Source organism: Streptomyces blastmyceticus (genome assembly GCF_039521185.1).
Taxonomy (GTDB): Bacteria; Actinomycetota; Actinomycetes; order Streptomycetales; family Streptomycetaceae; genus Streptomyces; species Streptomyces blastmyceticus.
In genome coordinates this window covers 1-25,107 of the sequence record NZ_BAAABW010000033.1, presented here as the reverse complement: position 1 = coordinate 25,107, position 25,107 = coordinate 1, and the positions used below count along the sequence as shown (strand labels likewise).

The 25,107-nt window shown below is 72.9% G+C and carries 26 protein-coding genes and 1 pseudogene; 11 read left to right on the top strand and 16 right to left on the bottom strand.

The genetic code is table 11. The annotated features are described in order from the left end of the window. The 4 genes from ABD269_RS30530 to ABD269_RS30515 are packed head-to-tail and all read left to right on the top strand — an operon-like array spanning nt 1 to nt 2,782. Complete coding sequence (locus tag ABD269_RS30530; protein ID WP_301889178.1) at nt 1-276, top strand: acyl carrier protein; 276 nt, start codon at nt 1-3, stop codon at nt 274-276. Nucleotides 277-310: 34 nt separating this feature from the next. Beyond that, nucleotides 311-1,558 carry a beta-ketoacyl-[acyl-carrier-protein] synthase family protein gene (locus tag ABD269_RS30525; RefSeq protein ID WP_344123168.1) on the top strand — a complete coding sequence of 416 codons (1,248 nt, stop codon included), beginning with the start codon at nt 311-313 and terminating at the stop codon, nt 1,556-1,558. Nucleotides 1,559-1,589: 31 nt separating this feature from the next. After that, a complete protein-coding gene (locus ABD269_RS30520) occupies nt 1,590-2,033 on the top strand; it encodes a PaaI family thioesterase (RefSeq protein WP_344123166.1) in 444 nt (147 codons plus the stop codon). 11 nt (nt 2,034-2,044) lie between these two features. Next, nucleotides 2,045-2,782, top strand: a complete 738-nt coding sequence (locus ABD269_RS30515) for an enoyl-CoA hydratase/isomerase family protein (protein ID WP_344123164.1) — start codon at nt 2,045-2,047, stop codon at nt 2,780-2,782. 11 nt (nt 2,783-2,793) lie between these two features. Here ABD269_RS30515 and ABD269_RS30510 read toward each other — a convergent pair whose 3' ends face one another. From ABD269_RS30510 to ABD269_RS30500, 3 genes are all read right to left on the bottom strand, one after another. Further along, entirely contained in the window at nt 2,794-3,933 is a 1,140-nt protein-coding gene (locus ABD269_RS30510; RefSeq protein ID WP_344123162.1) for a serine hydrolase domain-containing protein, read from the bottom strand. Nucleotides 3,934-4,124: 191 nt separating this feature from the next. Beyond that, nucleotides 4,125-5,312: a GDSL-type esterase/lipase family protein gene (locus ABD269_RS30505; RefSeq protein WP_344123160.1), complete on the bottom strand. Its 1,188-nt coding sequence runs from the start codon at nt 5,310-5,312 to the stop codon at nt 4,125-4,127. A 62-nt stretch (nt 5,313-5,374) separates the two neighbouring features. Beyond that, nucleotides 5,375-5,896 (bottom strand): DUF4232 domain-containing protein, encoded by a 522-nt coding sequence (locus ABD269_RS30500; RefSeq protein WP_344123158.1) that lies wholly within the window; start codon nt 5,894-5,896, stop codon nt 5,375-5,377. Between the two features lie 231 nt (nt 5,897-6,127). On the opposite strand from ABD269_RS30500, the gene ABD269_RS30495 reads away from it, so the two are divergent. Further along, the gene (locus ABD269_RS30495) at nt 6,128-6,901 is read left to right on the top strand and encodes a helix-turn-helix domain-containing protein (RefSeq protein ID WP_344123156.1); all 774 of its coding nucleotides are present in this window, start codon (nt 6,128-6,130) and stop codon (nt 6,899-6,901) included. 79 nt (nt 6,902-6,980) lie between these two features. Here the strand turns inward: ABD269_RS30495 and ABD269_RS30490 are convergent, their stop codons facing one another. From ABD269_RS30490 to ABD269_RS30480, 3 genes are all read right to left on the bottom strand, one after another. Then, the gene (locus ABD269_RS30490) at nt 6,981-7,331 is read right to left on the bottom strand and encodes a hypothetical protein (RefSeq protein WP_301889189.1); all 351 of its coding nucleotides are present in this window, start codon (nt 7,329-7,331) and stop codon (nt 6,981-6,983) included. 250 nt (nt 7,332-7,581) lie between these two features. After that, nucleotides 7,582-9,105, bottom strand: a complete 1,524-nt coding sequence (gene adh, locus ABD269_RS30485) for an aldehyde dehydrogenase (RefSeq protein ID WP_344123153.1) — start codon at nt 9,103-9,105, stop codon at nt 7,582-7,584. Nucleotides 9,106-9,180: 75 nt separating this feature from the next. Then, nucleotides 9,181-10,548, bottom strand: a complete 1,368-nt coding sequence (locus tag ABD269_RS30480) for a helix-turn-helix domain-containing protein (RefSeq protein ID WP_344123151.1) — start codon at nt 10,546-10,548, stop codon at nt 9,181-9,183. Between the two features lie 229 nt (nt 10,549-10,777). Here ABD269_RS30480 and ABD269_RS30475 point away from each other — a divergent pair, with 229 nt between their 5' ends. Then, nucleotides 10,778-11,059 (top strand): holin, encoded by a 282-nt coding sequence (locus ABD269_RS30475; protein WP_301889192.1) that lies wholly within the window; start codon nt 10,778-10,780, stop codon nt 11,057-11,059. 271 nt (nt 11,060-11,330) lie between these two features. Then, on the top strand, nt 11,331-12,098 hold the full coding sequence (locus ABD269_RS30470) for a hypothetical protein (RefSeq protein WP_344123148.1): 768 nt from the start codon (nt 11,331-11,333) through the stop codon (nt 12,096-12,098). Between the two features lie 164 nt (nt 12,099-12,262). Here the strand turns inward: ABD269_RS30470 and ABD269_RS30465 are convergent, their stop codons facing one another. Next, on the bottom strand, nt 12,263-12,448 hold the full coding sequence (locus ABD269_RS30465; RefSeq protein ID WP_344123146.1) for a zf-HC2 domain-containing protein: 186 nt from the start codon (nt 12,446-12,448) through the stop codon (nt 12,263-12,265). A gap of 61 nt (nt 12,449-12,509) precedes the next feature. Between ABD269_RS30465 and ABD269_RS30460 the strand changes: the two genes are divergently transcribed. Continuing rightward, nucleotides 12,510-13,085 carry a sigma-70 family RNA polymerase sigma factor gene (locus ABD269_RS30460; protein ID WP_301889196.1) on the top strand — a complete coding sequence of 192 codons (576 nt, stop codon included), beginning with the start codon at nt 12,510-12,512 and terminating at the stop codon, nt 13,083-13,085. A gap of 73 nt (nt 13,086-13,158) precedes the next feature. Here ABD269_RS30460 and ABD269_RS30455 read toward each other — a convergent pair whose 3' ends face one another. From ABD269_RS30455 to ABD269_RS30445, 3 genes are read right to left on the bottom strand one after another with little or no spacing between them, the layout of a single operon-like run. After that, the gene (locus ABD269_RS30455; protein WP_344123145.1) at nt 13,159-13,665 is read right to left on the bottom strand and encodes a copper chaperone PCu(A)C; all 507 of its coding nucleotides are present in this window, start codon (nt 13,663-13,665) and stop codon (nt 13,159-13,161) included. After that, complete coding sequence (locus ABD269_RS30450) at nt 13,662-16,046, bottom strand: heavy metal translocating P-type ATPase (RefSeq protein WP_344123143.1); 2,385 nt, start codon at nt 16,044-16,046, stop codon at nt 13,662-13,664. Before ABD269_RS30450 ends, ABD269_RS30455 begins: the two co-directional genes overlap by 4 nt. Next, nucleotides 16,043-16,282 carry a hypothetical protein gene (locus ABD269_RS30445; protein ID WP_301889200.1) on the bottom strand — a complete coding sequence of 80 codons (240 nt, stop codon included), beginning with the start codon at nt 16,280-16,282 and terminating at the stop codon, nt 16,043-16,045. Before ABD269_RS30445 ends, ABD269_RS30450 begins: the two co-directional genes overlap by 4 nt. 221 nt (nt 16,283-16,503) lie before the next feature. Here ABD269_RS30445 and ABD269_RS30440 point away from each other — a divergent pair, with 221 nt between their 5' ends. Next, complete coding sequence (locus ABD269_RS30440) at nt 16,504-17,748, top strand: cytochrome P450 family protein (protein WP_344123140.1); 1,245 nt, start codon at nt 16,504-16,506, stop codon at nt 17,746-17,748. Nucleotides 17,749-17,755: 7 nt separating this feature from the next. After that, nucleotides 17,756-18,688, top strand: a complete 933-nt coding sequence (locus ABD269_RS30435) for an L-tyrosine/L-tryptophan isonitrile synthase family protein (protein ID WP_344123138.1) — start codon at nt 17,756-17,758, stop codon at nt 18,686-18,688. 87 nt (nt 18,689-18,775) lie between these two features. Here the strand turns inward: ABD269_RS30435 and ABD269_RS30430 are convergent, their stop codons facing one another. The 3 genes from ABD269_RS30430 to ABD269_RS30420 are packed head-to-tail and all read right to left on the bottom strand — an operon-like array spanning nt 18,776 to nt 21,698. Continuing rightward, nucleotides 18,776-19,546, bottom strand: a complete 771-nt coding sequence (locus ABD269_RS30430; protein WP_344123136.1) for an ABC transporter ATP-binding protein — start codon at nt 19,544-19,546, stop codon at nt 18,776-18,778. Nucleotides 19,547-19,550: 4 nt separating this feature from the next. Beyond that, nucleotides 19,551-20,624 carry a FecCD family ABC transporter permease gene (locus ABD269_RS30425; protein ID WP_344123134.1) on the bottom strand — a complete coding sequence of 358 codons (1,074 nt, stop codon included), beginning with the start codon at nt 20,622-20,624 and terminating at the stop codon, nt 19,551-19,553. After that, the gene (locus ABD269_RS30420) at nt 20,625-21,698 is read right to left on the bottom strand and encodes an ABC transporter substrate-binding protein (RefSeq protein WP_301889205.1); all 1,074 of its coding nucleotides are present in this window, start codon (nt 21,696-21,698) and stop codon (nt 20,625-20,627) included. It abuts the gene before it with no gap. A gap of 173 nt (nt 21,699-21,871) precedes the next feature. Here ABD269_RS30420 and ABD269_RS30415 point away from each other — a divergent pair, with 173 nt between their 5' ends. Next, nucleotides 21,872-22,582, top strand: coding sequence for a PIG-L deacetylase family protein (locus ABD269_RS30415; protein WP_344123254.1), 711 nt, complete (start codon nt 21,872-21,874; stop codon nt 22,580-22,582). On the opposite strand, the gene ABD269_RS30410 is transcribed toward ABD269_RS30415, so the two are convergent. From ABD269_RS30410 to dhaL, 3 genes and pseudogenes are all read right to left on the bottom strand, one after another. Then, nucleotides 22,572-23,726 (bottom strand): PP2C family protein-serine/threonine phosphatase, encoded by a 1,155-nt coding sequence (locus tag ABD269_RS30410; RefSeq protein WP_344123132.1) that lies wholly within the window; start codon nt 23,724-23,726, stop codon nt 22,572-22,574. The genes ABD269_RS30415 and ABD269_RS30410 overlap by 11 nt on opposite strands. 126 nt (nt 23,727-23,852) lie before the next feature. Further along, a complete protein-coding gene (locus ABD269_RS30405) occupies nt 23,853-24,239 on the bottom strand; it encodes a PTS-dependent dihydroxyacetone kinase phosphotransferase subunit DhaM (protein ID WP_344123252.1) in 387 nt (128 codons plus the stop codon). A gap of 84 nt (nt 24,240-24,323) precedes the next feature. Continuing rightward, nucleotides 24,324-24,944 (bottom strand): annotated as a pseudogene (gene dhaL, locus ABD269_RS30400) (dihydroxyacetone kinase subunit DhaL); the annotation flags it as partial. Nucleotides 24,945-25,107: the final 163 nt, after the last annotated feature.

The window sequence follows — 25,107 nt, the reverse complement described above, 5'->3', positions numbered from 1 at the left end:
ATGCAGGACGAGAAGAGGGATCAGGAGCTGTTCGAGAAGATCGTCGGGCACATCGGCGAGTTCGTGGAAGCCGATGTCTCCCATCTCGCTCCGGATTCGCATCTCGCCACGTCCATCGAGGGGATGAGCTCGCTCAAGATGGTGGAGCTTCTCCTCTATATGGAGGACTGTTTCGGGTTGGAATTCGACGGGTCCGTCATGGACAAGTTCGGGACGATGCAGGATCTCGTGACCTACATACGGGATCTGCAGGACACTCCCCAGCAGCTGGCGTGACGCGGTCCCGACAGTGCCGCGACGCAGCGTAGTGGTGACCGGGATCGGGGTGGTCTGCCCGCTCGGCCCGACGGTCGACGACCTGTGGCAGGGCCTCCTCGGCGGGCGCTCGGGGATCGTCCCGCTGACGCGCTTCGACCCCGGCCGTTTCCGCAGCCGGTGTGCGGGCCAGATCGACGACGCCGTCGTGACGTTCCCGCCGGGCCCGTTCCAGTTCGAGATCAAGCGCATGAGCGCCTTCGTGCGCTACGCGCTGTTCGCCGCGGACCGGGCACTGGAGGACAGCGCCTTCCCTCCGGCGGCGGACGGCGACCGCAACGCCGAGGAGGCGCGGCCGAGTTGTCCGCCAGGTGGGGCCGTCTTCCTCGGCGTGGCGATGGGCGGCCTGCCCAGCATCGAGGCCGGCGTGCTCAAGCAGGAGCAGCAGGGCGTGCGGAAGACCAGCCCCTTTCTGATCCCCTCCCTCATCCCGAACATGGCGGCGAGCGCGATCGCGCTGCGCCACGGGATCGAGGAGGAGCAGATGACGATCGCCGGCGCCTGCGCGAGCGGCGCCCAGGCACTGGGCCAGGCGATGCGCGCGATCCGGTCCGGCGCCCGCACATGGGCACTCGCCGGCGGGGTCGAGGCGGTGACCACCCCGATCACCTACTCCGGCTTCGAGGCGATGAAGGCCCTCAGCCGGCGCGACGATCCGGCGAGCACACCCCGCCCGTTCGACCGCGAGCGGGACGGCATGGTCGTCGGCGAGGCGGCCGCCGTCTTCGTGCTGGAGGACCGCGCCCACGCCGAAGCGCGCGGCGCCGTGGTCCATGGCGAACTGACCGGCTTCGCCACGAACGGTGGTTGCGACGGCATCACCGCCATCTCGCCCCGCCACGTCGCGCGTTGCATGACCGGCGCCCTCGCCGACGCCGCGGTCTCCCCGGACGCGATCGACTGCGTCTTCGCGCACGCCTCCGGCATGGTCCAGGGCGATGCCGCCGAGCTCGAGGCACTGCGGTCCGTGACGGCGGAGGCCCGCCGGAAGCCGATCGTCACCTCGATCAAGGGGCATACGGGGCATACGTTCGCCGCGAGCGGCCCGATGAACCTCGTCGGCGCGCTCATGGCGCTGCGCCACCAGACCGTGCCCCCTACCCTGAAGCTCGAAAACCCCGATCCCGCGTTCGCCGACATGGACATCGCCCGCGAAGCCCACGCGACCGAGGTGCGCCGCTGCCTGGTCAACGCGTCCGGCTTCGGCGGGATCAACGCCGGCCTGGTCGTGTCGCGCGCGTAGTCATGCCATCGCCTTCACAAGGAGCACCGCCATGGGTTCTTCGTCGACGCATTTCGAGAAGCTCACCCGCTGTTGCATGAACTGCAAGATCTCCCGATTCCTGAACAAGACGATCACGATCGAGAAGGCCGGAGTCGCCCGCGTGGCCATTCCGTTCCACGGCGATCTCACGCAGAACTCGGACTTCCTGCACGCCGCCGTGCTCTTCGAGGTCGGGGACACCGCCGGGTTCATGGCGGCCAACTCGATGGAGGAGACCTACAGCGTCCTCACGGTCGACTACCACATCAACCTGATCCGACCGGTGCGGAAAGAGGGAATTCACGCCATCGGCGAGGTGGTCTCCGCGGGGAGGACCGTGTACGTCGCGCGCAGTGACATCTACTCCGACAGCGGCAAACTCGTGGCGGCCGGGCAGGGCACGTACACGGTGTCGAAGATCCTGCTCACCGACCTCGACGGCTACGACGACTGAAGGACTGCCGGATGATCGAGACGGCCGACCACGACGGCATCGCCGTCCTGACCCTGAACCACGGACCGGTGAACGCACTGGATCTGGAGCTGCTCACCGCCGTTCCCGACACCTTGGCCGCCGTCGCCGACGCCCGCGCCGTCGTGCTGACCGGCAGCGGGCGGTCCTTCTCGGCGGGTGTGGATCTGAAGCGGATCGTCGACGGCGGCCCGCCGTACGTCGAGAAGTTCCTCCCGGCGCTGAGCCTCGCGATGCTCGGCCTGTTCGGGCATCCGAAGCCGGTCGTCGCAGCGGTGAACGGGCACGCCCTGGCCGGCGGATGCGTGCTGGCGGCCGCGTGCGACATCCGGCTCATGTCGCACGGCACCATCGGGCTCGCCGAGCTCGCCGCGGGCGTGCCGTTCCCCACGGTGCCCCTGGAGATCATGCGCCACGCCGTCGGCCCGGTGCTGGACGCGATGGTGCTCGGGGCCGGCCGGCTCTCGCCGCACCAGGCCGCGTCCATCGGCCTGGTGCACGAGATCGTCGAGCCCGATGCCCTGTTCACCGCTGCGCTGCGCCGGGCGGACGGGCTCTGCGCCGCTCCGCCGGACGTCTACGCCTTCTCCAAGCACCAGCTCCACCGGCCCGCCCGCGAGCACATCGCCGCCGCCCGGCCGTCGGAGGACCCCCAGGTGCTCGAACTCTGGAGTGCCGGGCGCACCGCCCGGATCCTGCGCGACTACCTCGCGTCCCTGCGCGGGGACTGAGGAGGGGTCGGCTAGGACCGGTTCTCACAGAGCGCGCTGTCCAGCAGTTTGTACATCTGCGCGGTGGGCGGGTTGGTCGTGAGATGGGCGTTGGTCACCACGGCCGCGTGGCGTCCGTCCGCGGTCACCAGCGTCTCCGTGTAGTAGCCCGGAATCGCGCCGTCGTGCCCCCAGGCCACGCCGCCGCAGGACAGGTCGTACCGGATGAGACCGAGGCCGTAGGCGAGGGGGCCGCCGACGGGGACGGTCTTCTCCATCTCGCCCAGGGTCGCCTGCGAGACGACCTTGCCTGCTGCCAGCGCCTGGTAGAAGGAAGTGAGGTCCTCCTGGGTCGAGATGACCGCTCCGGCGCTGTTGAAGACGGACGGGTCATAGCTGATCACGTCGGTCCAGAAGAACAACGGGCCGACCCGTACGCCGTGGTATCCGCGCACGGCCGGGGCCGGCAGGGAGCGGTCGCCCGGACGCGGGAAGGTGGTCCCGGTCAGGCCGAGCGGCGCGATGATCCGGCTTGTGACGGCCTTGTACACCGGCATTCCGGTCGTCTTCTCGACGAGCATGCCGAGGATCAGATAGTTGGCGTTGGAGTACGTGAAGGGGCCGCCGGGCGCGGAGACCGGAGCCTTCTTCAGCGCTTCCCGCACCAGTGCCTCGATCGGGTACGAGCCGTCCGGGTTGGCGGGCGCAGAGGTGAACAGCGGCTCGTACGTGGCGACTCCGCTGGTGTGCTGGAGGAGCTGCCGCACGGTGATGGTGTTGCCGTCGTAGCCGTTGCCGTCGACGACACCGGGCAGATAGCGCTCGATCGGCGCGTCGAGCGCCACCTTGCCCTCGTCGACGAGCTGGAGCACCACGGCCGCGGTGAAGCTCTTGGTCTGGCTGCCTATGCGGTAGTGGTCGGTCGACCGAAGAGGCGTATTCGTGTTGATGGTGCCCGTGCCGGTGGAGAGCGTCCAGGAACCCGCTCTGTCACCGGCGTGGATGCCCGCCCCCGGACCCCCGGCCGACTGGAACGCCTTCAGCGCCGCCAGCGTCCCGGCGTGATCGCCGTCGGCCGTCCCGGCCTGCGCCGGGGCCGCCAGCGCCAGCACCGCCGCACACACCGTGCCGACGACGAACGGCAGCTTCGTCCTGCGCCATTGCATCTTCATCCCGTGTCCTGACTCTCGCGTACGATCCGATGCCGTCGGCAGGGCGATCCGCCCTGCCGCGCCGGACCCGCCGCGAGCCGGACGGACCTCCTGACGACCGCGTTGCCCCCGAAGAATGGCGTGATCGGATCAGAAGGTCCATAACGTTTCCCGTCACAAACCCGGAGGGGCCCTTCCCCGGCCCGCTCGGATCAGGCCGTGCGGTCCGTGAAGGGGCCGTCGGCGGTGAAGGCACGCTCGGCGAAGCGCTCGCCGATGAGCCGGTGGGTGGCGGCGTCGGGGTGGAGCCGGTCGGGCAGCGGCAGCTCCGTGGCGTCGGCGTGGCCGTAGAGGTCACGGCCGTCGAGGTAGTGCAGATACGGGTCCTCGGCCGCCCGCTGCTCCACGATCCGGGCCAGCTCGTCCCGGATGACACCCAGGGTCAGCTTCCCGCTCGCGCGCTCCGCCGGATCGCCCGTGGCCCGGAACCGCAGTTGTCCGGTGCCGAGAGCGCCGAGGTCCACGGCGCTGGGGCCGGGTGTGTCCTCGTGGATGGGGCACAGGATGGGCGAGACGACCAGCAGCGGTGTGGCGGGGTGGCCTTCACGGACGGTGTCGAGGAAGCCGTGGACGGCGGGGGTGAAGGCGCGCAGGCGCATCAGATCGGCGTTGACCAGGTTGATGCCGATCTTGATGCTGATCAGGTCGGCGGGGGTGTCCCGCAGGGCGCGGGCGGTGAACGGGTCGAGCAGGGCGCTGCCGCCCAGGCCCAGGTTGATCAGTTCCACGCCGCCGAGGGAGGCGGCGAGCGCGGGCCAGGTGGTGGTGGGGCTCGCGGCGTCGGAGCCCTGGCTGATCGAACTGCCGTGGTGCAGCCACACCTTGCGGCCCCGGTCCGGCGCGGGCTCGACGGGGGCGTCGGTGCGCAGGGCGACGAGTTCGGTGGTCTCGTTGTGCGGAAGCCAGATCTCGACGTTCTTGACGCCGTCGGGCAGGCCGGTGAAGCGGAGGGTGCCGACCGGGCCGGGCCGGTGCTCGGCGGTCCCGGTGGCCATGTCGACGGTCAGGGTATTGCCGCCGGTCACGCCGGCCCGGCCGACCGGGTGGCCGTCGACGAGCAGCTCGTACACGCCGTCCGGGCGGGGCGGCGCGCCGACGTAGACGCGCTTGGTGGGCAGAGTGTCCAGCTCGACGGCGGTGGCCCGGGTCCGGAAGACCAGCCGTACGCCGGAGGGTTGGGATTCCGCCATGGCGAGCTGCCCGTCGGCGCACTGGGCGCGGGCCCGGGCGGGCAGCCGGTGCGGCAGCAGCCCCCGCGCGGTGTGTTCCAGCTCGAGGGCGCCGCGCAGGATGTCCGCGGTGATGGGCGTGGTGAACCAGTCGGGCTTGTCGGTGTGCATCGTTTCAGCCTGTTGATCGGAGAGGCGGGGGCAGAGGCAGAGGCAGGGCTTCGGCGCGCTTGTCAGTAGCGGACGGCGTCGGCGACACCGGACTGCCAGTAGGTCACCCGGACCGTGTTGTCGACCCAGGTGTCGGGCAGGGCAGACAGGACGTGGCCGCCCCGCTGCTCCCCGCCGTCCCTGTCCGACAGCGCCACCCGGATGTTCGCGGCGCGGTGCCCGCCGGAGCCTTCGGCGGAGGACAGCAGAATCCCGGCGTACGCGGACTGCCCGGGGTCGAGGACGACAGTGGACTGCGGCTGGGAGTCCTCGACGACCCCGGCCGGGTCCTGACGGGCGCCGAACGTCGTCCACGGAGCGCCGTAGGCGATGCAGCGACTGTCGCCGGTGTTGGTGAGCGTCAACAGGTGGTGGTTGATGGGCGTCGGCAGATCCTGCATCGTGGCCTCGGTGTCCTGGAACGAGCAGGCCGCAATGGCAGTTGAGTCCCCGGCCGGAGCCGCCTGGGCCTGGACGGCGCTGCCGGCCAGTGCCGCGGCCGTCAGCGCGCCGGCCGCGAGGGCTGTGCCGATGTTCTTCTTCACGATTGCTCCCTGTGGCCTGACGAGATCACTGCCATGCGGTACGGCCAGTCAAGAATCAGCCGGGGGAAGATCCGGAGGGAGTGCAGACCCTGCCCTGTTCCGCCGAGCCCACCGTCGCTTGCATAGTGGTTTTGACCCGCCTCGGCCGAATGCCAGAATTCCCGGGTGGACTCCAAGATCGCGCTACGTGACTTCCTGCTCTTTTGCCGTTCGCGACTGAGGCCCGAAGACGTGGGACTGCCTGTCCACGGTCCCCGCCGGGTCCCCGGCCTCCGCCGGGACGAGGTGGCCGCGCTCGCCTCCGTCAGTGTCGACCAGTACATCCGCCTCGAACGGGGCCACGTTTCCCTGATATCCGACGCCGTACTCGACGCGGTCGCGGACGCCCTGCGCCTCACCCCCGGCGAGCGGAGCTACCTGCGCGCCCTCGCACGCCGCGACGCCGCCGGCCGCAAGCGGTCGCAGGCCGCCGGGCAGGGCGTACGCGACAGCGTGCAGCGCATCCTCGATTCCCTGCACGGCACCCCCGCCTACCTCGTCGGCCGCAACGGTGCCATCCTGGCGTGGAATCGGCTCGCCACACTCGTCTTCTTCGACTTCGCCCGGATTCCCCCGCGCGACCGGTCCCTCGGCCGGCTGGTCTTCACACATCCGGGCGCCCGCTCGCTGTTTCTCAACTGGGACGGCCTGACACGTGAAATCGTGGCCTACCTGCGCACGGAAAACGCCAGACGCCCGCACGATGCCGAGCTCTCGGCGTACCTGCGTCAACTGATGGCCGACAGCCCCGACTTCCGGCGCCTGTGGACCGAGCAATTCGCCTTCGCCGGTACCCAGACCCCGTCCAGGCTGGCCTGCCCCGCGCTCGGAACCACCCTCCACCTCGCCTGGGAGCTGCTCCAACTCACGGACTCCCCCGAGGAGAAGATCGTCGCCTACACCGCGGCCGAGGGGTCGCCGTCCTCTGACGCGCTGCGCAGACTTGAGGGCTGCGCGCTTGCGTGAGAGCGGCTGACGCGGCACGACACACGCGTGGCCGCGGACAACGGAGCCCCTCTCCCGGCGACAGGAGAGGGGCGCGAGATCACTTCTTCCGGCGCTTGCGGGGCGCGGGCACGGTCGGTGCCTCGGTCTCGCGGGCGGCGGCGAGGAAGGGCACCATCACTTCCTCGTACTGCTTCAGGGATTCGGGCCCCAGGTCGACCTCGAGCCACTTGGGCACCTGGATCTCCTTGATCTCCGTCACCGGGGAACCGTCCTCGTCCACCTCCCCCGTGAGGTCCTCCATCTCCTCGGCCACCGTCACGGCGAACTTGACCGTGATGAGATTATCGGTCACCTCGGGGGCGAGGTCGTCGAAGTCGATCCGCTGCACGAAAATCGACGTCGTGATCGTCTGACCGCCGACCTCGATCGTCTTTACCCCTTCTTCCACGCCGGGCTGACCCTTGTGGGATTCGTCTACCTCAATGAATTTGGTGCCCATGGACGACGCCCTTTCTTTCTGCCGGTACGTGCGCAAATCCTAGTGGAGCAGGGGCTGTTGACGCCAATTCAGAGAAGCGCCGCTCTGTCATATCCGCCCTTTGGTGAAATTTGCGCGTCCATGGAAAGACGTGTCCCCGGAAAGACCGGTCCGGACGCGGATCGTCGGGACCGGTCGGCGGGAAGGCTGCCGGAAGCCCCTAGAAGAAGCCCAGCTTCTTCGGCGAGTAGCTCACCAACAAGTTCTTCGTCTGCTGATAGTGATCCAGCATCATCCTGTGCGTCTCCCTGCCGATTCCCGACTGCTTGTAGCCGCCGAAGGCGGCGTGGGCCGGGTAGGCGTGGTAGCAGTTGGTCCAGACGCGGCCCGCCTGGATCGTGCGGCCCGCGCGGTAGGCCGTGGTGCCGTTGCGGGTCCAGACGCCCGCGCCGAGGCCGTAGAGGGTGTCGTTGGCGAGCGTCATCGCGTCGTCGAAGTCGGTGAAGGACGTCACCGCCACGACCGGGCCGAAGATCTCCTCCTGGAAGACGCGCATGCGGTTGTCGCCCTCGAAGATGGTGGGGCGGACGTAGTAGCCGCCTTCGAGTTCGCCGCCGAGTTCGGCGCGGGTGCCGCCGGTGAGGATGCGGGCGCCCTCCTGGCGGCCGATGTCGAGGTAGGAGAGGATCTTCTCCAGCTGGTCGTTGGACGCCTGGGCGCCGATCATGGTGGTGGTGTCCAGCGGGTGGCCCGCCACGATGCGTTCGGTGCGGGCGACGGCCGCCTCCATGAAGGCGGCGTAATGGCCCCGCTGGATCAGGGCGCGGGAGGGACAGGTGCAGACCTCGCCCTGGTTGAGGGCGAACATCGTGAAGCCTTCGAGCGCCTTGTCGAGGAAGTCGTCGTCGGCCGCGGAGACGTCGTCGAAGAAGATATTCGGGCTCTTGCCGCCGAGTTCGAGGGTCACCGGCTTCAGGTTCTCGGAGGCGTACTGCATGATCAGGCGGCCCGTCGTCGTCTCGCCGGTGAAGGCGATCTTCGCGACGCGCGGGCTGGACGCCAGTGGCTTGCCGGCCTCCACACCGAAGCCGTTGACGATGTTGACGACGCCGGGCGGCAGCAGGTCGGCGACGAGGTCCAGCCAGACATGGATCGACGCGGGGGTCTGCTCGGCCGGTTTGAGGACGACCGTGTTGCCCGCCGCCAGCGCCGGGGCGAGCTTCCACGTGGCCATGAGGATGGGGAAGTTCCAGGGGATGATCTGGGCGACCACGCCGAGGGGCTCGTGGAAGTGGTAGGCGACGGTGTCGTCGTCGATCTCGGAGAGACCGCCCTCCTGCGCCCGGATCGCGCCCGCGAAATAGCGGAAGTGGTCGATGGCGAGCGGGATGTCGGCGGCCAGGGTCTCGCGGACGGGCTTGCCGTTCTCCCAGGACTCGGCGACCGCGAGCTCCTCCAGGTGCTGCTCCATGCGGTCGGCGATGCGGTGGAGTACCAGCGCGCGGTCGGCCGGCGAGGTGCGGCCCCAGGCCGGGGCGGCGGCGTGGGCGGCGTCCAGCGCGCGCTCGACGTCTTCGGCGGTGCCGCGGGCGATCTCGGTGAAGGGCCGGCCGTTCACGGGGGTGGGGTTCTCGAAGTACAGGCCCTGCTTGGGCGGTACGTACTCGCCGCCTATCCAGTGGTCGTACCGCGGGCGGTAGGAGACGATCGCGTCGGGGGAGCCGGGGTCGGCGTAGCGGGTCATGGGGACGGCCTTCCGTCGGGAGTGCGGAGGTGCGGCTGGGGCGGTACGGCGGGGTGCCGTGCGGCCGGGAGGAAGCTAGTCCCGCGCAGGTTGCGCGAACGTTGCCCCGCGCGGCGCCCGGCGAGCCGCCCCGCCCCGCGCCCCGTACGACGCCACACCAGCCGTCACACCAGCCCCCGCGCCCGCCGCCCCGCCAGTCGGCGCGTACGCCTCGCGCAGCCTCCGCGCCTCGGCCGCCACCGACCGCCGCTGCGGCGCGCTCATCGGCAGCGCGGCCAGCAGCCGCTCCCACACCTCCAGGTCCTCCTCGCCCCACGGGGTGTCGGCCCACAGCTGGAGCGCCGCGCTGTCGCCGCCGCTCAGCACCGCTCTGCGCAGCCGCGTCTCCAGGAGGCGTCGCATCCGGCACACGCCGGGCGCCTCCGACATCGGGAGCAGGGGACCGTCGTAGGCGCGGAGGGCGGCCCGCAGACCGCCCGCGGCCAGTTCCTGTTCCAGGCGGCCGAAGTCCGTCTCGACGCCTCCGCGCAGCCGGTACGGGCGCGACGCGAGCAGCGGGCCGACCAGCCGCCGCAGCCGGGACAGCTCGGCGCGCAGGGTCACGGACGGCACCGGGCGGTCGCCGTACAGCGCCGTCGCGAGCTGCTCGCCCGTCAGCCCGTCGGGGTGGCCGGCCAGCAGGGCGAGGATCTCGCTGTGCCGCCGGCCCAGGCGTAACCGCCGCCCGTCCACGACCAGCAGCGCCTCGTCCCGGCCGAGCACCGACAGAACGCAGCCGGGCGCGGGCTCCGGCGCGGCCAGCTGCGCCTCGGCCGCGCGCGCCGTCGCCTGGACCAGCGCCAGGCTCTGGGGCGTCGCCAGCTGGTCGCCGCCGGTGATGTCCACCGCGCCCAGCAGCCGCCCGGTGCGCGGGTCGTGGACGGGGGCGGCGGCGCAGCTCCACGGCTGGACCAGGCGGTTGTAGTGCTCGGTGGCGAAGATCTGGACGGCGTGGTCCAGGGCCAGGGCGGTGCCGGGCGCGTTGGTGCCCGCGTGGCTCTCGTCCCAGCGGGCGCCGGGGACGAAGTTCATGCGCTCCGCCCCGCGCCGTACGCCCGCGTGGCCCTCCACCCACAGCAGCCGGCCCGCCGCGTCGCAGACCGAGAACAGGTGCGCGCCGTCGGCGGCGACGGAGCCGAGCAGCTCGCGGAAGAGGGGGAGCGCGGCGGCCAGCGGGTGCGTCCGGCGGTGGTCCTCCAGCTCGGCGCCGGCCAGCTCGACCGGCGCGAGGAACTCGGGCGCGGGCAGGGCCGTCGCCGAGCGCCGCCAGGAGTCGGCGACCACGGCGCGTACGTGGGGACCGGCCGGGCCCCCGGCCACGAAGGCCGCGTGGGCGCCGCGGACCGTGCGGCACCGCTCCACGGGGTCGTCGCCGGACACCAGTGCCAGCCATGGGTTGACCATGCGGACCCTCCCAAGCCCTTGGCGCCCCCGCAAAGTGGGCAGCATCCCACAGGGGGCGGCGCCCGGACAGGGCTCCGCAGGCCGCGTTCCGAGGCCCGTCCCGGGGGACGTTCCGTACATACACCCCCGTCGGCGCCTCACGGACCGTCAGGCCTTGCGGTACGGGCCGCCCACCCACCACGCTGCTTCCCGAGCCATCCGACGCGAACGGAAGAGACACGAGAAGGCCATGACTGCCCTGTCCAAAAAAGTCCTCATCGACATCCTCGAGCGCACCCTCGCCGCCTACGTCACCACCTTCCTCGGTCTCCTCATCGCCGACGGCTTCGATCTCACCAGCGTCTCCGCGCTCAAGGCGGCCGCCATCGCCGCCCTGCCCGCCGCGCTCTCCGTGATCAAGGGGGCGATAGGCAGCCGCTTCGGGGACTCCTCCAGCGCCGCCTGGCTGCCCGGCCGGGGCGGCGGGGGCAAGGACGCCTCGCCCGCGGGGCGGCAGCCGAGCGGAGGCTGACGATTCACACGGGGTGTGCGCGGCGCACCCGTGCCCGGCCCCCGCACACGGTTCCCGGCGCCGCCGCCGCACGGTTGACTCGAAGTCGCGAGTCCCACTGGAGCGACGGGACCCGGGCCGTCGGCCCTTCCCCCGAGTCGACGGCCCACCGCCTCGCACCGCCGGGCGGACGGTGCGGGGCGGACCCATGCACCCGAGCGGGGGGTCGTGCGGGCGTCAAGGCGCCCCCCGCCGTCGGGCCGCGCGGTGCGGGTGCAACGATGTGCACGTCATGAGAGCAGGGCAGGCGCACCAGGGACCGCGAGCGCTGCGAGCCGCGGTGTTCGCAGCGGTCTGTGTGCTGCTCGCTGCCCTGGGACACGCGGTCATGTCCGGGACGACCGTCCCGTGGTGGGCCGTCGCCGTCGCGCTGTGCACGACGGGCAGCGGCGCCTGGTTCATGGCGGGGCGCGAACGCGGACCGCTGCTGATCACGCTCGCCACCGTCGGGGCGCAGACCGGACTGCACTTCTTCTTCGCCCTCTCCCAGAACGTCGTGGTCAACGCGGCCCGTGCGGCCGCGGCCGCACGCGCCGGTCTGCCGACGGGCATGCCGGGGACGGACCCCGGCATGCCCATGGGGCACGACATGGCCGGATCCATGAGCGACATGGGCGGCATGGCCGGCATGGGTGGTGTGCCCATGGGCCATGACATGACCGGCATGGGTGGCGGCATGGATGCCATGTCCGGTCACTCCATGGCCATGCACGCCGGTCACGGCGCCCTCGGCATGTGGTCCGCGCACGTCCTGGTCGCGGTCGTCTGCGGGATCTGGCTCTCCGGCGGCGAACAGGCCGCCTTCCGGCTCGCCCGCACCCTGCGCACCCGGCTCTTCGCCCCGCTGCTCGTCCTCTTCCGGGACGCGCCCACGCCCTTCGTCCCGCCGCGCATCCGCGCCGACCGGACGCGCGCCGCGCAGCGGCTGCGGCAGCTGCTCTACGCCCATGTCCTGGCCACACGTGGTCCACCGGCCCGCGTCGCCGTCGCCTTCGGCTGACGGCGACACCTCGCGCCGAACCACGTCACCGGGCGGTCCCGCACTCACGGGCGCCCGGATTCCAGGAAGGACCCAGGGCGATGACCCCTGCCCGTACATGGGGCGTGCCGCGACAGCACGTCCCCCCTGCCGCCGGCGCACGCCGCACGGCCGTCCGTAGCGCGTCAGATTCCGGTCCCGTTCCCGAGGCCCGCCGAGAGAAGCTTCAGCAGGCGGGCCCGCTCACCCCAGTGCCGGCACCCGGCACACTCCCGCAGATGCGCGTCGAGCGCCGGGCCGGAGACCTCCGGTGGCAGCTCCTCGCCGTCGACGCGGGCGGACATGGCGGTACGGAAGTCGACGCAGTGCACCCCGCCATCGTCCCCGGCGCCGCCGGAGCCCCGCGCACCACCCCCCGCGCGGGGGGCCGCCGTGCGTGACGACCAGGCGGTGACCACCTGGGCGCTCGCGGCCCGCGGCGGCGACGCCGACGCCGTGGAGCGCTTCATCCGCGCCACCCAGAGCGACGTACGGCGGTACGTCGCGCGGCTCAGCAACGACCCGCAGGGCGCGGACGACCTCGTCCAGGAGACGTATCTGCGGGCCCTGCGCTCGCTGCCGCGCTTCGAGGGGCGCTCCTCGGCGCGCACCTGGCTGCTGACCATCGCCCGCCGCACGGTCGTGGACCGGCTCCGCTTCAACGCGGCCCGGCCCCGGCTGTCGGACACGGACGACTGGCAGTCGGCCGCCGAGCGGACCCAGTGCGCGGAGCTGCCCGGCTTCGACGAGGGCGTCGCCCTCTCGCAGCTCCTCGACCGCCTGCCCTACGAGCGGCGCGAGGCGTTCGTCCTGACCCAGCTGCTGGGTCTGCCGTACGCCGAGGCCGCGGTCGTCGCGGGCTGCCCGGTCGGCACGGTGCGCTCCCGCGTGGCGCGCGCCCGTGAAGCGCTGATCTGCCAGCTGGAGACGGCCGAGCGGGAAGCCGTACGGGTACCGGTCGCGGCATAGCCGGACAACACGACGGGCCCTGTTCCTCCCGCGCCCGAGGGTGCGGGAGGAACAGGGCCCTTTCTTTATGGCCCTACGGTCGGCTTCCCGGGCGGACCACGACGGCCTCGACCTTCACCGGGCCGCTCTCGCGGAAGTGGAGGGTGAGGGGGAGCCGGTCGCCGAGGCGCAGCCGGGGCGGGGACGACACCATGACGTCCAGGCCGTGCGGCGACATCTCCAGGGTGCCGCCCGCGGGGACGGGCGCGGACGGGACCATCCGCATGGAGCCCGCCCCGTTCTCGACCACGGTGCGGCTGAGCATCGCGCGGCCCGCGGTCGGGGCCTCGACCCCGACGAGTTCGTCGTCGACGTCGCCGTCGTTGCGGAGCCGGAAGAACGCGGCGGTGTCGTCCGTGCCGAAGGGGAGCAGGACGCGGGGGTCCTCGACCTCGATGGCCGCGGGTCGGCCCGCGGCGCCGGAGGCGGTCCACGCGCACAGCCCGCCGAGCGCCACCGCGCAGGCGAGCACGGGCACGAGAGCCGCACGGGCTGTGGCAACGACCGGCCTGGCGGCCCGGCCGGGAAGCTGCGTCTTCACGCGTCACCTCGTGTCTCGACGGTGTTGTTCCCGGTCGCCGGACGGGCCGGGGCCCGGTGGTGTCGCGGGACGGGGGAGTGCGTACGGTTCCGGCCCGCCGCCCGCGCGGGCACCGGCTGCCAGCCGCGCAGGCGGAGGCTGTTCGCCACCACCAGCACCGAGCTGACCGACATCGCCGCCGCCGCGAACATCGGGCTCAGCAGGCCGACCGCGGCGAGCGGGACGGTGACCAGGTTGTAGCCGAACGCCCAGGCGAGGTTCGCGCGGACCGTCGCGGAGGTGCGGCGGGCCAGGCGGACCGCGTCCGCCAGCACGCCCATGTCCTCGCGGACCAGCGTCACGTCCGCCGCGCCGATCGCCGCGTCCGTACCGCTGCCCATCGCGATGCCCAGGTCCGCGCCGGCCAGCGCCGCGGTGTCGTTGACGCCGTCACCGATGACCGCGACCCGGCGCCCCTGGGCGCGCAGTTCGCGGACGAGCTCGGCCTTGTCCTCGGGCGTGGCGCGCGCGTGGACCTCGGTGATGCCGAGCTCCTCGGCGACCGCCCGCGCGGCGCCCTCGCTGTCCCCCGTGGCCAGCACCGGCCGCAGGCCGAGCCGCTTGAGGTGGTCGACCGCGCGGTACGAACCGGAGCGCACGGAGTCGCCGAGGGCGACGACCGCCTCGGGCGTGCCGTCCACCCGCACCAGCACCACGGTCCGGCCGTCCCGCTCCGCCGCGCGCACGGCCGTGGCCAGCGACTCCGGCAGCCCGCCCTTGCGCGGCTTCTGCCCCTTCCGCGGCGGGGCACCGTCCTCCGGGCGCACGACCTCCACGAGCCGGCCCCCGACCCGCCCCGAGACGCCCCGGCCCGGCGTCGCGGTGAACTCCGTGACGTCCGGCAGGGGAGCGGCGTCCGTCACGTACGCGCACACCGCCCGGCCCACCGGGTGCTCCGAGCCCCGCTCGACCGCCGCGGCCAGCCGCAGCGCCTCGTCCGCGCCGAGCCCGTCCGCACGGGCCGTCACCCCGGTCACCGTCATCGAACCGGTCGTCAGCGTGCCCGTCTTGTCGAGCACGACGGTGTCCACCCGGCGCAGCCCCTCCAGCGCCTGCGGCCCCGCCACCAGGATGCCGAGACCCGCGCCCCGGCCCGTGGCGGCCAGCAGGGCCGTCGGAGTGGCCAGGCCGAGCGCACACGGGCAGGCCACCACGAGCACCGCGACGGCGGCCGTGACCGCCGACTGCGGCGGCGCGCCCGCGCCCAGCCAGAAGCCGAGCACGGTGACGGCGACGGCCAGCACCGCCGGGACGAAGACACCCGCCACCGCGTCGGCGACGCGCTGCACCCGGGCCTTGCCCGCCTGCGCGTCCTCCACCAGGCGGGAGATCCGGGCCAGTTGGGTGTCCGCGCCGACCGCCCCGGCCCGCACCTCCAGCAGGCCGCCGGAGTTGACGGCGCCGCCGACCACGGCCGTGCCCGGACCGGCCTCGACCGGGGCGCTCTCGCCCGTCACCAGCGACAGGTCCAGCGCGGAGCTGCCCGCGACGACCACGCCGTCGGTGGCCACGCGCTCACCGGGGCGTACGACGAAGTGGTCGCCGACCCGCAGCTCCTCGATCGGCACCCGGAGCTCGGAGCCGTCGGCGGCGCGCACGACGACGTCCTTCGCCGCGAGCGAGGCCAGCGCCCGCAGCGCCGACCCCGTGCCGTGCCGGGCCCGCGCCTCCAGCAGTCGGCCGACCAGCACGAACAGCGGTACGCCGACGACCGCTTCGAGATAGACGTCCGCCGTGCCACCGCCCATGGACGGCACCAGCGTGAACGGCATCCGCATGTCCGGATCGCCCGCGCCGCCGAGGAACAGCGCGTACGCCGACCAGGAATAGGAGGCCAGCACGCCGAGCGAGACGAGGGTGTCCATGGTCGCGGTGGCGTGCCGCAGGCCGCGCAGCGCCTTCTCGTGGAACGGCCACGCGCCCCACACGGCGACCGGGGTCGCCAGCGCGAAGCACAGCCACTGCCAGTTGCGGAACTGCAGCCCAGGGGCCATGGACAGCACCAGGACGGGCACGGACAGCAGGGCCGTGACGACCAGCCGGGTCATCGCGGAAGCCGCGGCCGCGCCGTCGGCGGCGGGCTTCTCGGGGAGCTCGGGCTCCGGCAGCGACGCCGTGAAGCCCGCGCCCTCCACCACGGCCATCAGCTCCGCCGCGGTCACCGCGGCGGGGTGGCTGACCCGGGCCCGGCCGGTGGCCAGATTGACGGTGGCACTCACGCCGTCGAGCCGCCCGAGCTTCTTCTCCACCCGCGCCACGCACGCCGCGCAGGTCATCCCGCCGACGACGATCTCCGTGGCGGCCTCGGCGGTCGCGGCGCTCGTGGTGTCCGCGGCGCTCATCGGACCACCACCGGGCCCACAGGGGCACCCATGTTGTGCATGCCGTCCATCCCGCCCATGCCGCCACCGCCGCCGGAACCCGAGCCGCCGCCGGAGCCACCGCCGGTGCGGTGTATGCCGGGGGCCGCGGGTCCGGCGGCCGATCCGACGGCGTACGCGACACCGAAGAGGGCGGCCAGCAGCAGGACGAAGCCGGTCAGGGATCCGTACGGACTGAGAAGTCGACGAGCGGTCATCGCCGCATCGTGGCACGCCGCGCGCCGCGTTCGGCCGCCCGCGACGGGCTCACGGCGCGTGAGGATTGTCCCTTTCGCGAACGGGAACCAGCGGGCCTTCCCGGCCGACTACCCAGGAATCGCCCGCCACGGTCCGCCGGCCGCCTTCGAACGGACGGGAACTCACCGCGCGGCCCGTCCGACTTCCTTGGGGTCCACGACTTCGCGAGGAGACCTCCACCGTGTCGCTGCCCGACCCGATTCGCCTCTACGGCCCCGGATACAAGCGGGACCCGTACCCGCTGTACGAGCGCATGCGCGCGGCCGGGCCCATCCACCGGGTGAGCTTCCCCAGCGGGGTCACCGCCTGGCTGGTCACCGGCCACGCCGCCGCCCAGCGGACCCTCGCCGATCCCCGGCTCGGCAAGAACCACGCGCTCGGCAACGACCGCTGGCGCGAAAACGCCTCGATCATGCCCGAGCCGCAGCACTCCCAGCTCCAGGTGCACCTCCTCCACCAGGACGCGCCCAAACACACCGCGATGCGCCGCCTGATCACCGACGCCTTCGCACCGCGCCGCGTCGAGGAGCTGCGCCCCCGCTTCCAGGAGATGGCCGACGCGCTCGTCGACGCGATGCCCGCCGACGCGGGGTCGGTGGACCTCGTCCGCTGCTTCGCCGCGCGGTTCCCCTTCCAGGTGCTCGCCGAGGTCATCGGCCTGCCGCCGCACCTCGCCGACCGCTTCCGGCGCGACTGGGGCAAGGTCGTCGCCCCCGTCGGCCCCACCGACCCGGGCCGCCCCGCCTACGAGACACGGCTGCACGAACTCCAGGGCTACATCGCCGAGGTGGTCGCCGACCGGCGCGCCGCACCCGGCGACGGGCTGCTCTCCCGCCTGGTCACCGCCCGCGACGCGGGCGAGCTGACCCAGGAGGAGCTGGACTCCATGATCTTCCAGCTGCTGGTGGCCGGCCAGGAGCCCGTCACCAACCAGATCACCACCGCCGTCGTGGCACTGCTGCGGCAGCCCGAGGCACTGGAACGGCTGCGCGCCGAGCCCGCGCTGCTGCCCGCCGCCGTGGAGGAACTCCTGCGCCTCGACAGCGCCTTCGAGCTGACGACCTGGCGCTTCCTCGCCGAGGACGCCGACCTGCACGGCACGCGCGTACCGGCCGGTGACTCCGTCATCGTCTCCCTCTGCGCCGCCAACCGCGACCCCGAGCGCTTCCCCGACCCCGACACCCTCGACCTCGACCGGGCACAGGGCTCGCACATGGCCTTCGGACACGGCAGCCACTTCTGCCCCGGCGCGACCCTGGCCCGCATCGAACTCCAGGTAGCCCTCGGCACCTTGACCGCCCGCCTGCCGGGCCTGCGCCTCGCCGTCCCCGACGAGGAGCTCCCCTGGATCCCCGCCGTCCTCGGCCGGGGCGTGGGCGAACTGCCCGTCGCCTTCGACCGGCCCGCCTGCCCCTATCGTGGATGACCGACGCATGTCCTACGCAGCGACCCTGACGCAGACTTCCATTGAGGCCCGCGTGCTGAGCCTCCTCCTGCCGCACCACCGCACCACGCGGGCGGCCCCGTCGGAACCCGATGACCACCCGGAACAGCTCGGACAGATACGGCAGTTCACGGATGCGGGCGAACCGATCGTCTTCACCCTCCCCGGCTTCCCCTGCAAGTCCCCGAACCCGGCCAAGGTCCTCGGCCACCTCCCCGACGAGGGCGAGCGGCTCTCACTGCGCTTCCTCGACCGGCTGTGCGCCCGCATCGGTGAGATATACGCGCCCGGGGCCCGCATCGTCATCTGCTCCGACGGCCACATCTTCGGCGACCTCATCAAGGTCCCCGACCCCCACATCGACGCCTACAGCGACGAACTGCGCGCCCTGATCGGCCGGGAGCGGCTGCGCCACCTCGACACCTTCGACCTCCGCGACGTGCACGGGGACCTGGACCACGACACCAAGCGCGAGCTGGTCACCACCGCCTACGCCCCCTCGCCCGACGAGCTGCGCGCGCAGATCCGGGCCGGCGACGAGGAGACCGTCCGCCTCTACCGCGGCATCACCCGCTTCCTCTTCGAGGACACGCCGGACTTCGCCGGCACCAACTCCGCGCTCCAGCGCGAGTGCAAGCGGCGGGCGTACGGGGTCATCGCGCGGAGCCGGGCGTGGGGCGACCTCGTCGCCGACTGCCATCCGCGGGCGGTGCGGCTGTCCATCCACCCGCGGCCCGCGGGCGCGGAGAAGTTCGGCATCCGGCTGCTCGACTCCGCGGACGCGTGGGCCACGCCGTGGCATACGGCGGTGCTTCGGGGGGTGGGCGGGGAGGCTCGGCTGATGCATCGGGCGGATGCGGAGCGGTTGGGGCGGCTGGTGTTGCGGGACGGTCGGCCGAGTCACTTCGAAGTGGCGGCCTGATCGGGCGGGGTGGGGTGTCCTCAAACGCCGGACGGGCTGGAATATCCAGCCCGTCCGGCGTTTGAGGACATGCGGCGCAGCCGCTCGTCACATGGACCGGTGGTCGAAGGCGATCAGCGGGTCGCCCGTCAGCGGGTGGTCGACCACCGCAGCCCGTACGCCGAACACCTCCGCCAGCAACTCCGGTGTCAGGACCTCGCGCGGTGCCCCCGACGCCACCAGCATCCCCTCGTGCAGCACATGCAACCGGTCGCACAAAGACGCCGCCGCATTGAGATCGTGCAGGGACAGCAGCGTCGTACGGCGCTGCGCGCGCAGCAGGGCCAGCAGTTCCACCTGGTGCTGCACGTCGAGGTGGTTGGTCGGCTCGTCGAGGACGAGCACCTTCGGGTCCTGCGCGAGCGCCCGTGCCAGCAGCACCCGCTGGCGCTCGCCCCCGGACAGGGCCGAGAAGCGGCGGCCGCCCGCACCGGCCATGCCCACCTGCTCCAGGGCCGCCGCGACCAGGTCCGCGTCGGCGCGGTCCTCGCCCGCGAACGCCCGCTTGTACGGGGTGCGGCCCATCGCCACGACCGCGCGGACCGACAGTTCGAAGTCGCTGCCGCGCTCCTGCGGCAGGGCGGCCACCAGCCGGGCGGACTCCGCAGAGGTCAGCGACCGGATGTCCGTACCGCCGAGCAGCACCTGCCCGGCGTGCGGCCGCAGATAGCGGTAGACGGTCCGCAGCAGGGTCGACTTGCCGCTGCCGTTCGGGCCGATCAGCCCGGCGATCTCGCCGTCCTCGGCGAGCAGGTCCACCCTGGAGACCACCGTCCGCCCGGACAGGGCCACTTCGAGTCCCTCGATGGCGACACGCATGCCGCTACCCCCTCTCCAGCCGTCGGTCCAGCAGATACAGCAGCGTCGGCGCGCCGATGAGCGCGGTGACCACGCCCACCGGCAGCTCCTGGTCCGGCAGGGCCGTACGCGCCACGAGGTCGACCACCACCAGGAGCACGGCGCCGAACAGCCCGGCCACCGGCAGCAGCCGGCGGTGGGCGCCGCCCACCACCATCCGGCAGACGTGCGGCACCATCAGCCCCACGAAGCCGATCGCCCCGGACACCGACACCAGCACACCGGTGAGCACGCTCGTGACCACGAACAGCTCACGCCGCAGCCGGACCACGTCCACGCCCAGCCCGGCCGCCGTCTCGTCGCCCATCAGCATCGCGTCGAGCGCCCGGGCCCTGGCCAGCAGCACCACCAGGCCCAGCAGCACCGCCACCACGGGCAGCGCCAGCGTGGACCACTGGGCCCCGCCGAGCGAGCCCATCAGCCAGAACAGCACCCCGTGCGTCTGCTGGTCGTCCCCGGCCTGCAACACCAGATAGTGGGTGAACCCCGACAGGAACTGCCCGATGCCCACCCCCGAGAGCACCAGGCGCAGCGGCGAGAACCCGCCGCCGCGCCGCGCCATCGCCCACACCAGCGTGAAGGACGCCAGGGCCCCGACGAACGCCGCCGAGGACAGCCCGAGTCCGAGCACCCCGCCCGCACCCGCGCCCAGCACGATCGCCGCGACCGCGCCCAGCGACGCCCCGCTGGAGATGCCCAGCAGATAGGGGTCCGCGAGCGGGTTGCGGACCAGCGCCTGGACGGCCGTGCCGACCAGCCCCAGGCCCGCGCCCACCACGGCCGCCAGCAGCGCGCGCGGCACCCGCAGCTGCCACACGATCAGGTCCCGGGTGCCCGGCACCGGCTCCTCGCCGCTGATGCCGCGCGCCACCGAGGACCACACCTCGCCGAGCGGCACGTCGGACGAGCCCAGGCACACGGACGCGATCAGCGCGGCCACCAGGGCCACGCCCAGCAGCGCGCCGACCCACCCGGCCCGCGCGCCCGGCTCACGCTCCGCCTCCGCCCCGGCTTCCGCGGCCGCGGTGGGCGCCGCCATCTACTTCACCAGGTCCGGGTGGAGGGTGTGCGCGATCTCCTGCACGGTGTCGGCGCTGCGCACCCCGCCGATCGTGGTCCGCTCCGAGCCGATGCGCACGAAGTGGCCCTCCTTGACCGCGGTGAGGTCCTTGGTCGCGGGGAAGGAGCGCAGGAAGTCGGCGGCCTCGTCGAACGCCTTCTTGTTCGCCTCGTCACTGCCGCGGTTGCGGACGCCGAGCTGGATCCAGTCCGGGTTCTTGGCGACGACGTCCTCCCAGCCCACCGGCTTGAAGTCGCCGTCGCAGTCGGCGAAGACGTTCCGGCCGCCGGCCTGGGTGATCACCGCGTTGGCGACCTGCCGGTTGCACACCGCCATCGGCTGCTTGGTGCCGGCGTCGAAGTCGAAGAAGAAATACGTCGGCCGCTTCGCCTCGGGCACGCCCTTGAGCGCGTCGCGGACGGCGTCCGTCTTCTTGCGCATCCCGTCGACCAGTTCACCGGCGCGCTGCGAGGTGCCGGTGATCCTGCCCAGCTCTTGGATGTCGGCCTCCACACCGGAGAGGTCCGTGCGCGGGGACTTGCTCATCGCCGCGCACGCCGTCGACTTCAGGAAGACGTGCTTGATGCCCGCGGTCTCGAACTCCTTGGCCGTCGGGGCGTCGCCCATCTTGCCCATGTTCTTCATGGAGGAGAACGCGTCGACGTACAGATCGGCGCCCGAGCTCAGCAGCTTCTCCTTGGGGATGCCCATCTTGCCCAGCACCGGCACCTGCGCCGCCCGGTCGGCGAACTGCCCCGGCAGCGCGCCCTTGCCCGGGGGGAAGCCCGTGCCGGCCAGCTTGTCGCCCGCGCCCAGCCACATCAGCAGCTCCAGGCTCGCGGCGTTGCTGGTGACGATCTTCTTCGGCGCCGACTCGAACGTCGTCTTCGCCCCCATGCAGTCGGAGACGGTCACCGGGAAGCCCGCGCGCGCCGAGGACCCCGAGGGCGCCGCCCCCGCGTCATCGGACTTCGCCGCTCCGCCGCCACCGCCGCAAGCCGTCGCCGACAGGGCCACAGCGGCCAGCACACCGCACCACGCACGAGGGCGCATCACAAACACTCCAGAACTCGACATCCGCGCGGACCCGCCCGTGCGGGCCCGGATCAGGTAGTCGGACCGTCGGCCCGCCCGGTTCCCGCGCGTAGCGAAGAATCACGACGTACGCTGCCCGGACACCGTGCCGAAGAGCGAAGGAGACCGCTGTGGCGGACCGGCTCAAGGAGATGCCCACCGACTGGCGGCGCGCGCTGGCCGTCGTCGCCCATCCCGACGACCTGGAGTACGGCGCCTCCGCGGCCGTCGCGAGCTGGCTCGACGGTGGCCGCGAGTGCGTCTATGTGCTGGCCAGTGCCGGTGAGGCGGGCATCGACACGCTCGCGCCCGCCGAGGCCGGACCGCTGCGGGAGGCCGAACAGCGCGCCTCAGCGGCCGCCGTGGGCGTCGGGGTCGTGGAGTTCCTCGGCCACCGCGACGGCGTCATCGAGTACGGGCCCCGGCTGCGCCGCGACTTCGCCGCCGCCATCCGCCGCCACCGCCCCGAACTCGTCCTGACCCTCAACCACCACGACACCTGGGGCGGCGTCTACTGGAACACCCCCGACCACCGGGCCGTCGGCCGGGCCGTCCTCGACGCCGTCGGCGACGCGGGCAACCGCTGGATCTTCCCCGAGCTCGCCGACGAGGGCCTGCTGCCCTGGGACGGCGTCCGCTACGTCGCCGTCGCGGGCTCCCCGCAGCCCACCCACGCCGTCGACGCGAGCGCCGGGTTCGAGCGGGCCGTCGCGTCCCTGCTCTGTCACCGCACCTATATCGAGGCGCTGACGAAGGACGACCCGGAGGCGTACAGCCGCGGCTTCCTGGAGGGCAACATGAAGGCCGTCGCGGAGCGGTTCGGCGGGCGGCCGGGCGTGGCCTTCGAGCTGTTCAGTCGCTGACCGACCCCGGGGCCGCGCGCTCCATCACCAACACCGCCACGTCGTCCTGCAGCCGCCCGCCCGTGTGGGCGTCGAGGTCCGCGCGCAGCCGCCCCAGCAGCTCGGGCGTCGGCAGCGTGGCCCACGCGTCCAGCCGTTCGGCCAGCGGGTAGAAGCCGCCGTCCGGGGCGCGCGCCTCCGTCACCCCGTCGGTGCAGGCCAGCACCCGGCTGCCCGCGGGCAGCTCGACCCGCTGGGCGGTGCGCGTCGCCGTGGACAGATCGCCCAGCCCCAACGGCAGCCCGGGGTCCGGCGCCTCCAGCTCCCGCACCCGGCCCTCCGGCCCGATCAAGAACGGCGCCAGGTGACCGCAGTCGACGAAGACCACGGGCACCGCGCCGTCGCCCTCCCCTTCCTCCCGGCCCTCCTGCCCGGGGCTCTCCTCGGTCCCGAACACCAGCGCCGTCACGAACTCCTCCGACGCGCGCAGCACCACGTCCTCCACGCCCGCCCCCGGCCGCCCGCCGTCCGCCGCCTCGTACGCCGCCGACCGGTGGTAGCGGTAGAGCCCCTGCTCCATCGCCTCCACCCCGCTCTCCAGGTCGCGCCGGTGGTACGCCGCCTCCCGGAACGCCGTCAGCACCGCGGCCCCCGCGCCCAGCGTGCCCAGGCCCTTGCCCCGCACGTCACCGATCAGCACCCGCGTCCCGTACGGGGTGTCGACGACCTCGTAGAGGTCCCCGCCGATCAGCGCCTCCCGCTGCGAGGACACATAGAAGCCGTCCACGACCACGCTGTGCGTACGCAGCGGCAGGGGCCGCAACAGCGCCCGCTGCGCGGCCTCCCCGGTGGCCCGCACCCGCTCCAGCAGGTCGTCCCCGTCGCGCCGCAGCCGGGCCACCGCGATGCTCGCGCCCACCATCAGGGCGTTGCCCACGAAGGACCCGACGCGGTTGACCGCCACGTCGCTCGTCAGCACCCCGTGGTGCGCCACCATCACACAGAAGTCGAGGAGGCCGACGAAGACCGTCTGCCGGTAGGTGCACAGCGCGGCCGCCGTCATCGGCGCGAGCGCCGCGAAGACATCCAGTCGCAGTTCGGACGGGGTCATCAGATCGACGGCCACGATGACCATGAGATAGACGAGGACGAGCGCGAAAGGCATGCTGCGCGACGACACCGTGGCGGGACCTCCACGCCGGAAATGGGCTGCATAGGGTATTTCGCCAGTTCCAGCCTTCCATGGCCGCCGCGCCTCGGCCACCCGGTGCGATCTTGACTTCGGGTTGCCTCAGAGTTTGCGGTAGGTCCGCGCGTCGTCCGTCGCCGCGAGCACCGCGGCCAGGTCGCCACCGGCCGACGCCGTCACCAGGGCGGTGACCGCGCCCTCCACGAAGGGGGCGTCCGCGATGCGCGTGTCGGCGGTGCCCAGCGAGCCGTCCGCCAGCAGCGCCTTGACCGTCAGCACCGCGCTGCCCATGTCGCACAGCACCACCACGCCCGCGCCCTCGTCGGCCTTCGCGACCGCCGCGCGGACCAGCTCCGCGCTGGTGCCGACGGAGCCGTCCGGCAGGCCGCCCGCCGCCGCGACCGGCGCGGGGGAGCCCGTGCCGGTCAGCGCCCGCGCGAGCGCGGCGGTGGCGGCGGCCACGTCACGGCTGTGCGAGACCAGCACCATGCCGACCCGGCCAGGGGCGCGCTCGGGCTCCGGCGCGGAGACCTCCGTGGCCTCGACGGGTGCCGCGCACAGCTCCGGGTCGGTGGCCTCGTACAGCGCCGTCACAAGCAGCGCCGACGACGTGGCGCCCGGGTCCTGGTGGCCGATGCTGCGGTCGCCCAGATAGCTGGCCCGGCCGCGCCGCGCCCGCATCGGAATGGTCGCCTCCGCACCCGCGCGGGCCGCCCGCGCCGCCGCGTCCAGCGCCGCCGTCACCCCGCCGCGCGCCAGGGCCTCGGCGTACGCGTCCGCGGCCGGCTGCAACGCGTCGACCATCGTCTTGTCACCGGGCGCCGCGTCACCGAGCCGCCGCACGCTCGCCACGGCCGCGGCCAGCGCCCGCCCCAGAGCCTCCGGCTCGACGACGGGCTCGTCGCCGAGGATCTTGCCCATCCGGCGCAGGACCGTTCCGTAGAGCGGGCCGGACGCGCCGCCGACGGTATTGGTGAGGTGCACGCCGACGGCGGTGAGCAGGGCGCCCGGAGTCGCGGGCGGTTCGGCGGCGAGGGCGTCCGTGGCGGAGGTGAAGCCGCGCTTGAGGTTCGCGCCGTGGTCGGCGTCGCCGATGGCGGCGTCGAGGTCGGTCAGATACGGGGCCTCCGCGACGATCACGCGCGTGGCGCGGTCGAGGAACCGGCGGAAGAAGGCCAGGTCGAGGGCTGTCATGGGGGCGGTTCTCCTCGTCGCTGCGGCATGATCTCTGGGCTCGGCCCAGCGTACGGTGCGGGCCTTTTCGGGTGCGGGTCCGTTTCCGCCTGCGGCGACCGGGGCTCCGCCCCGGACCCCGGACCGCGCTTCGCGCGGTGTCCTCAAACGCCGGACGGGCTGG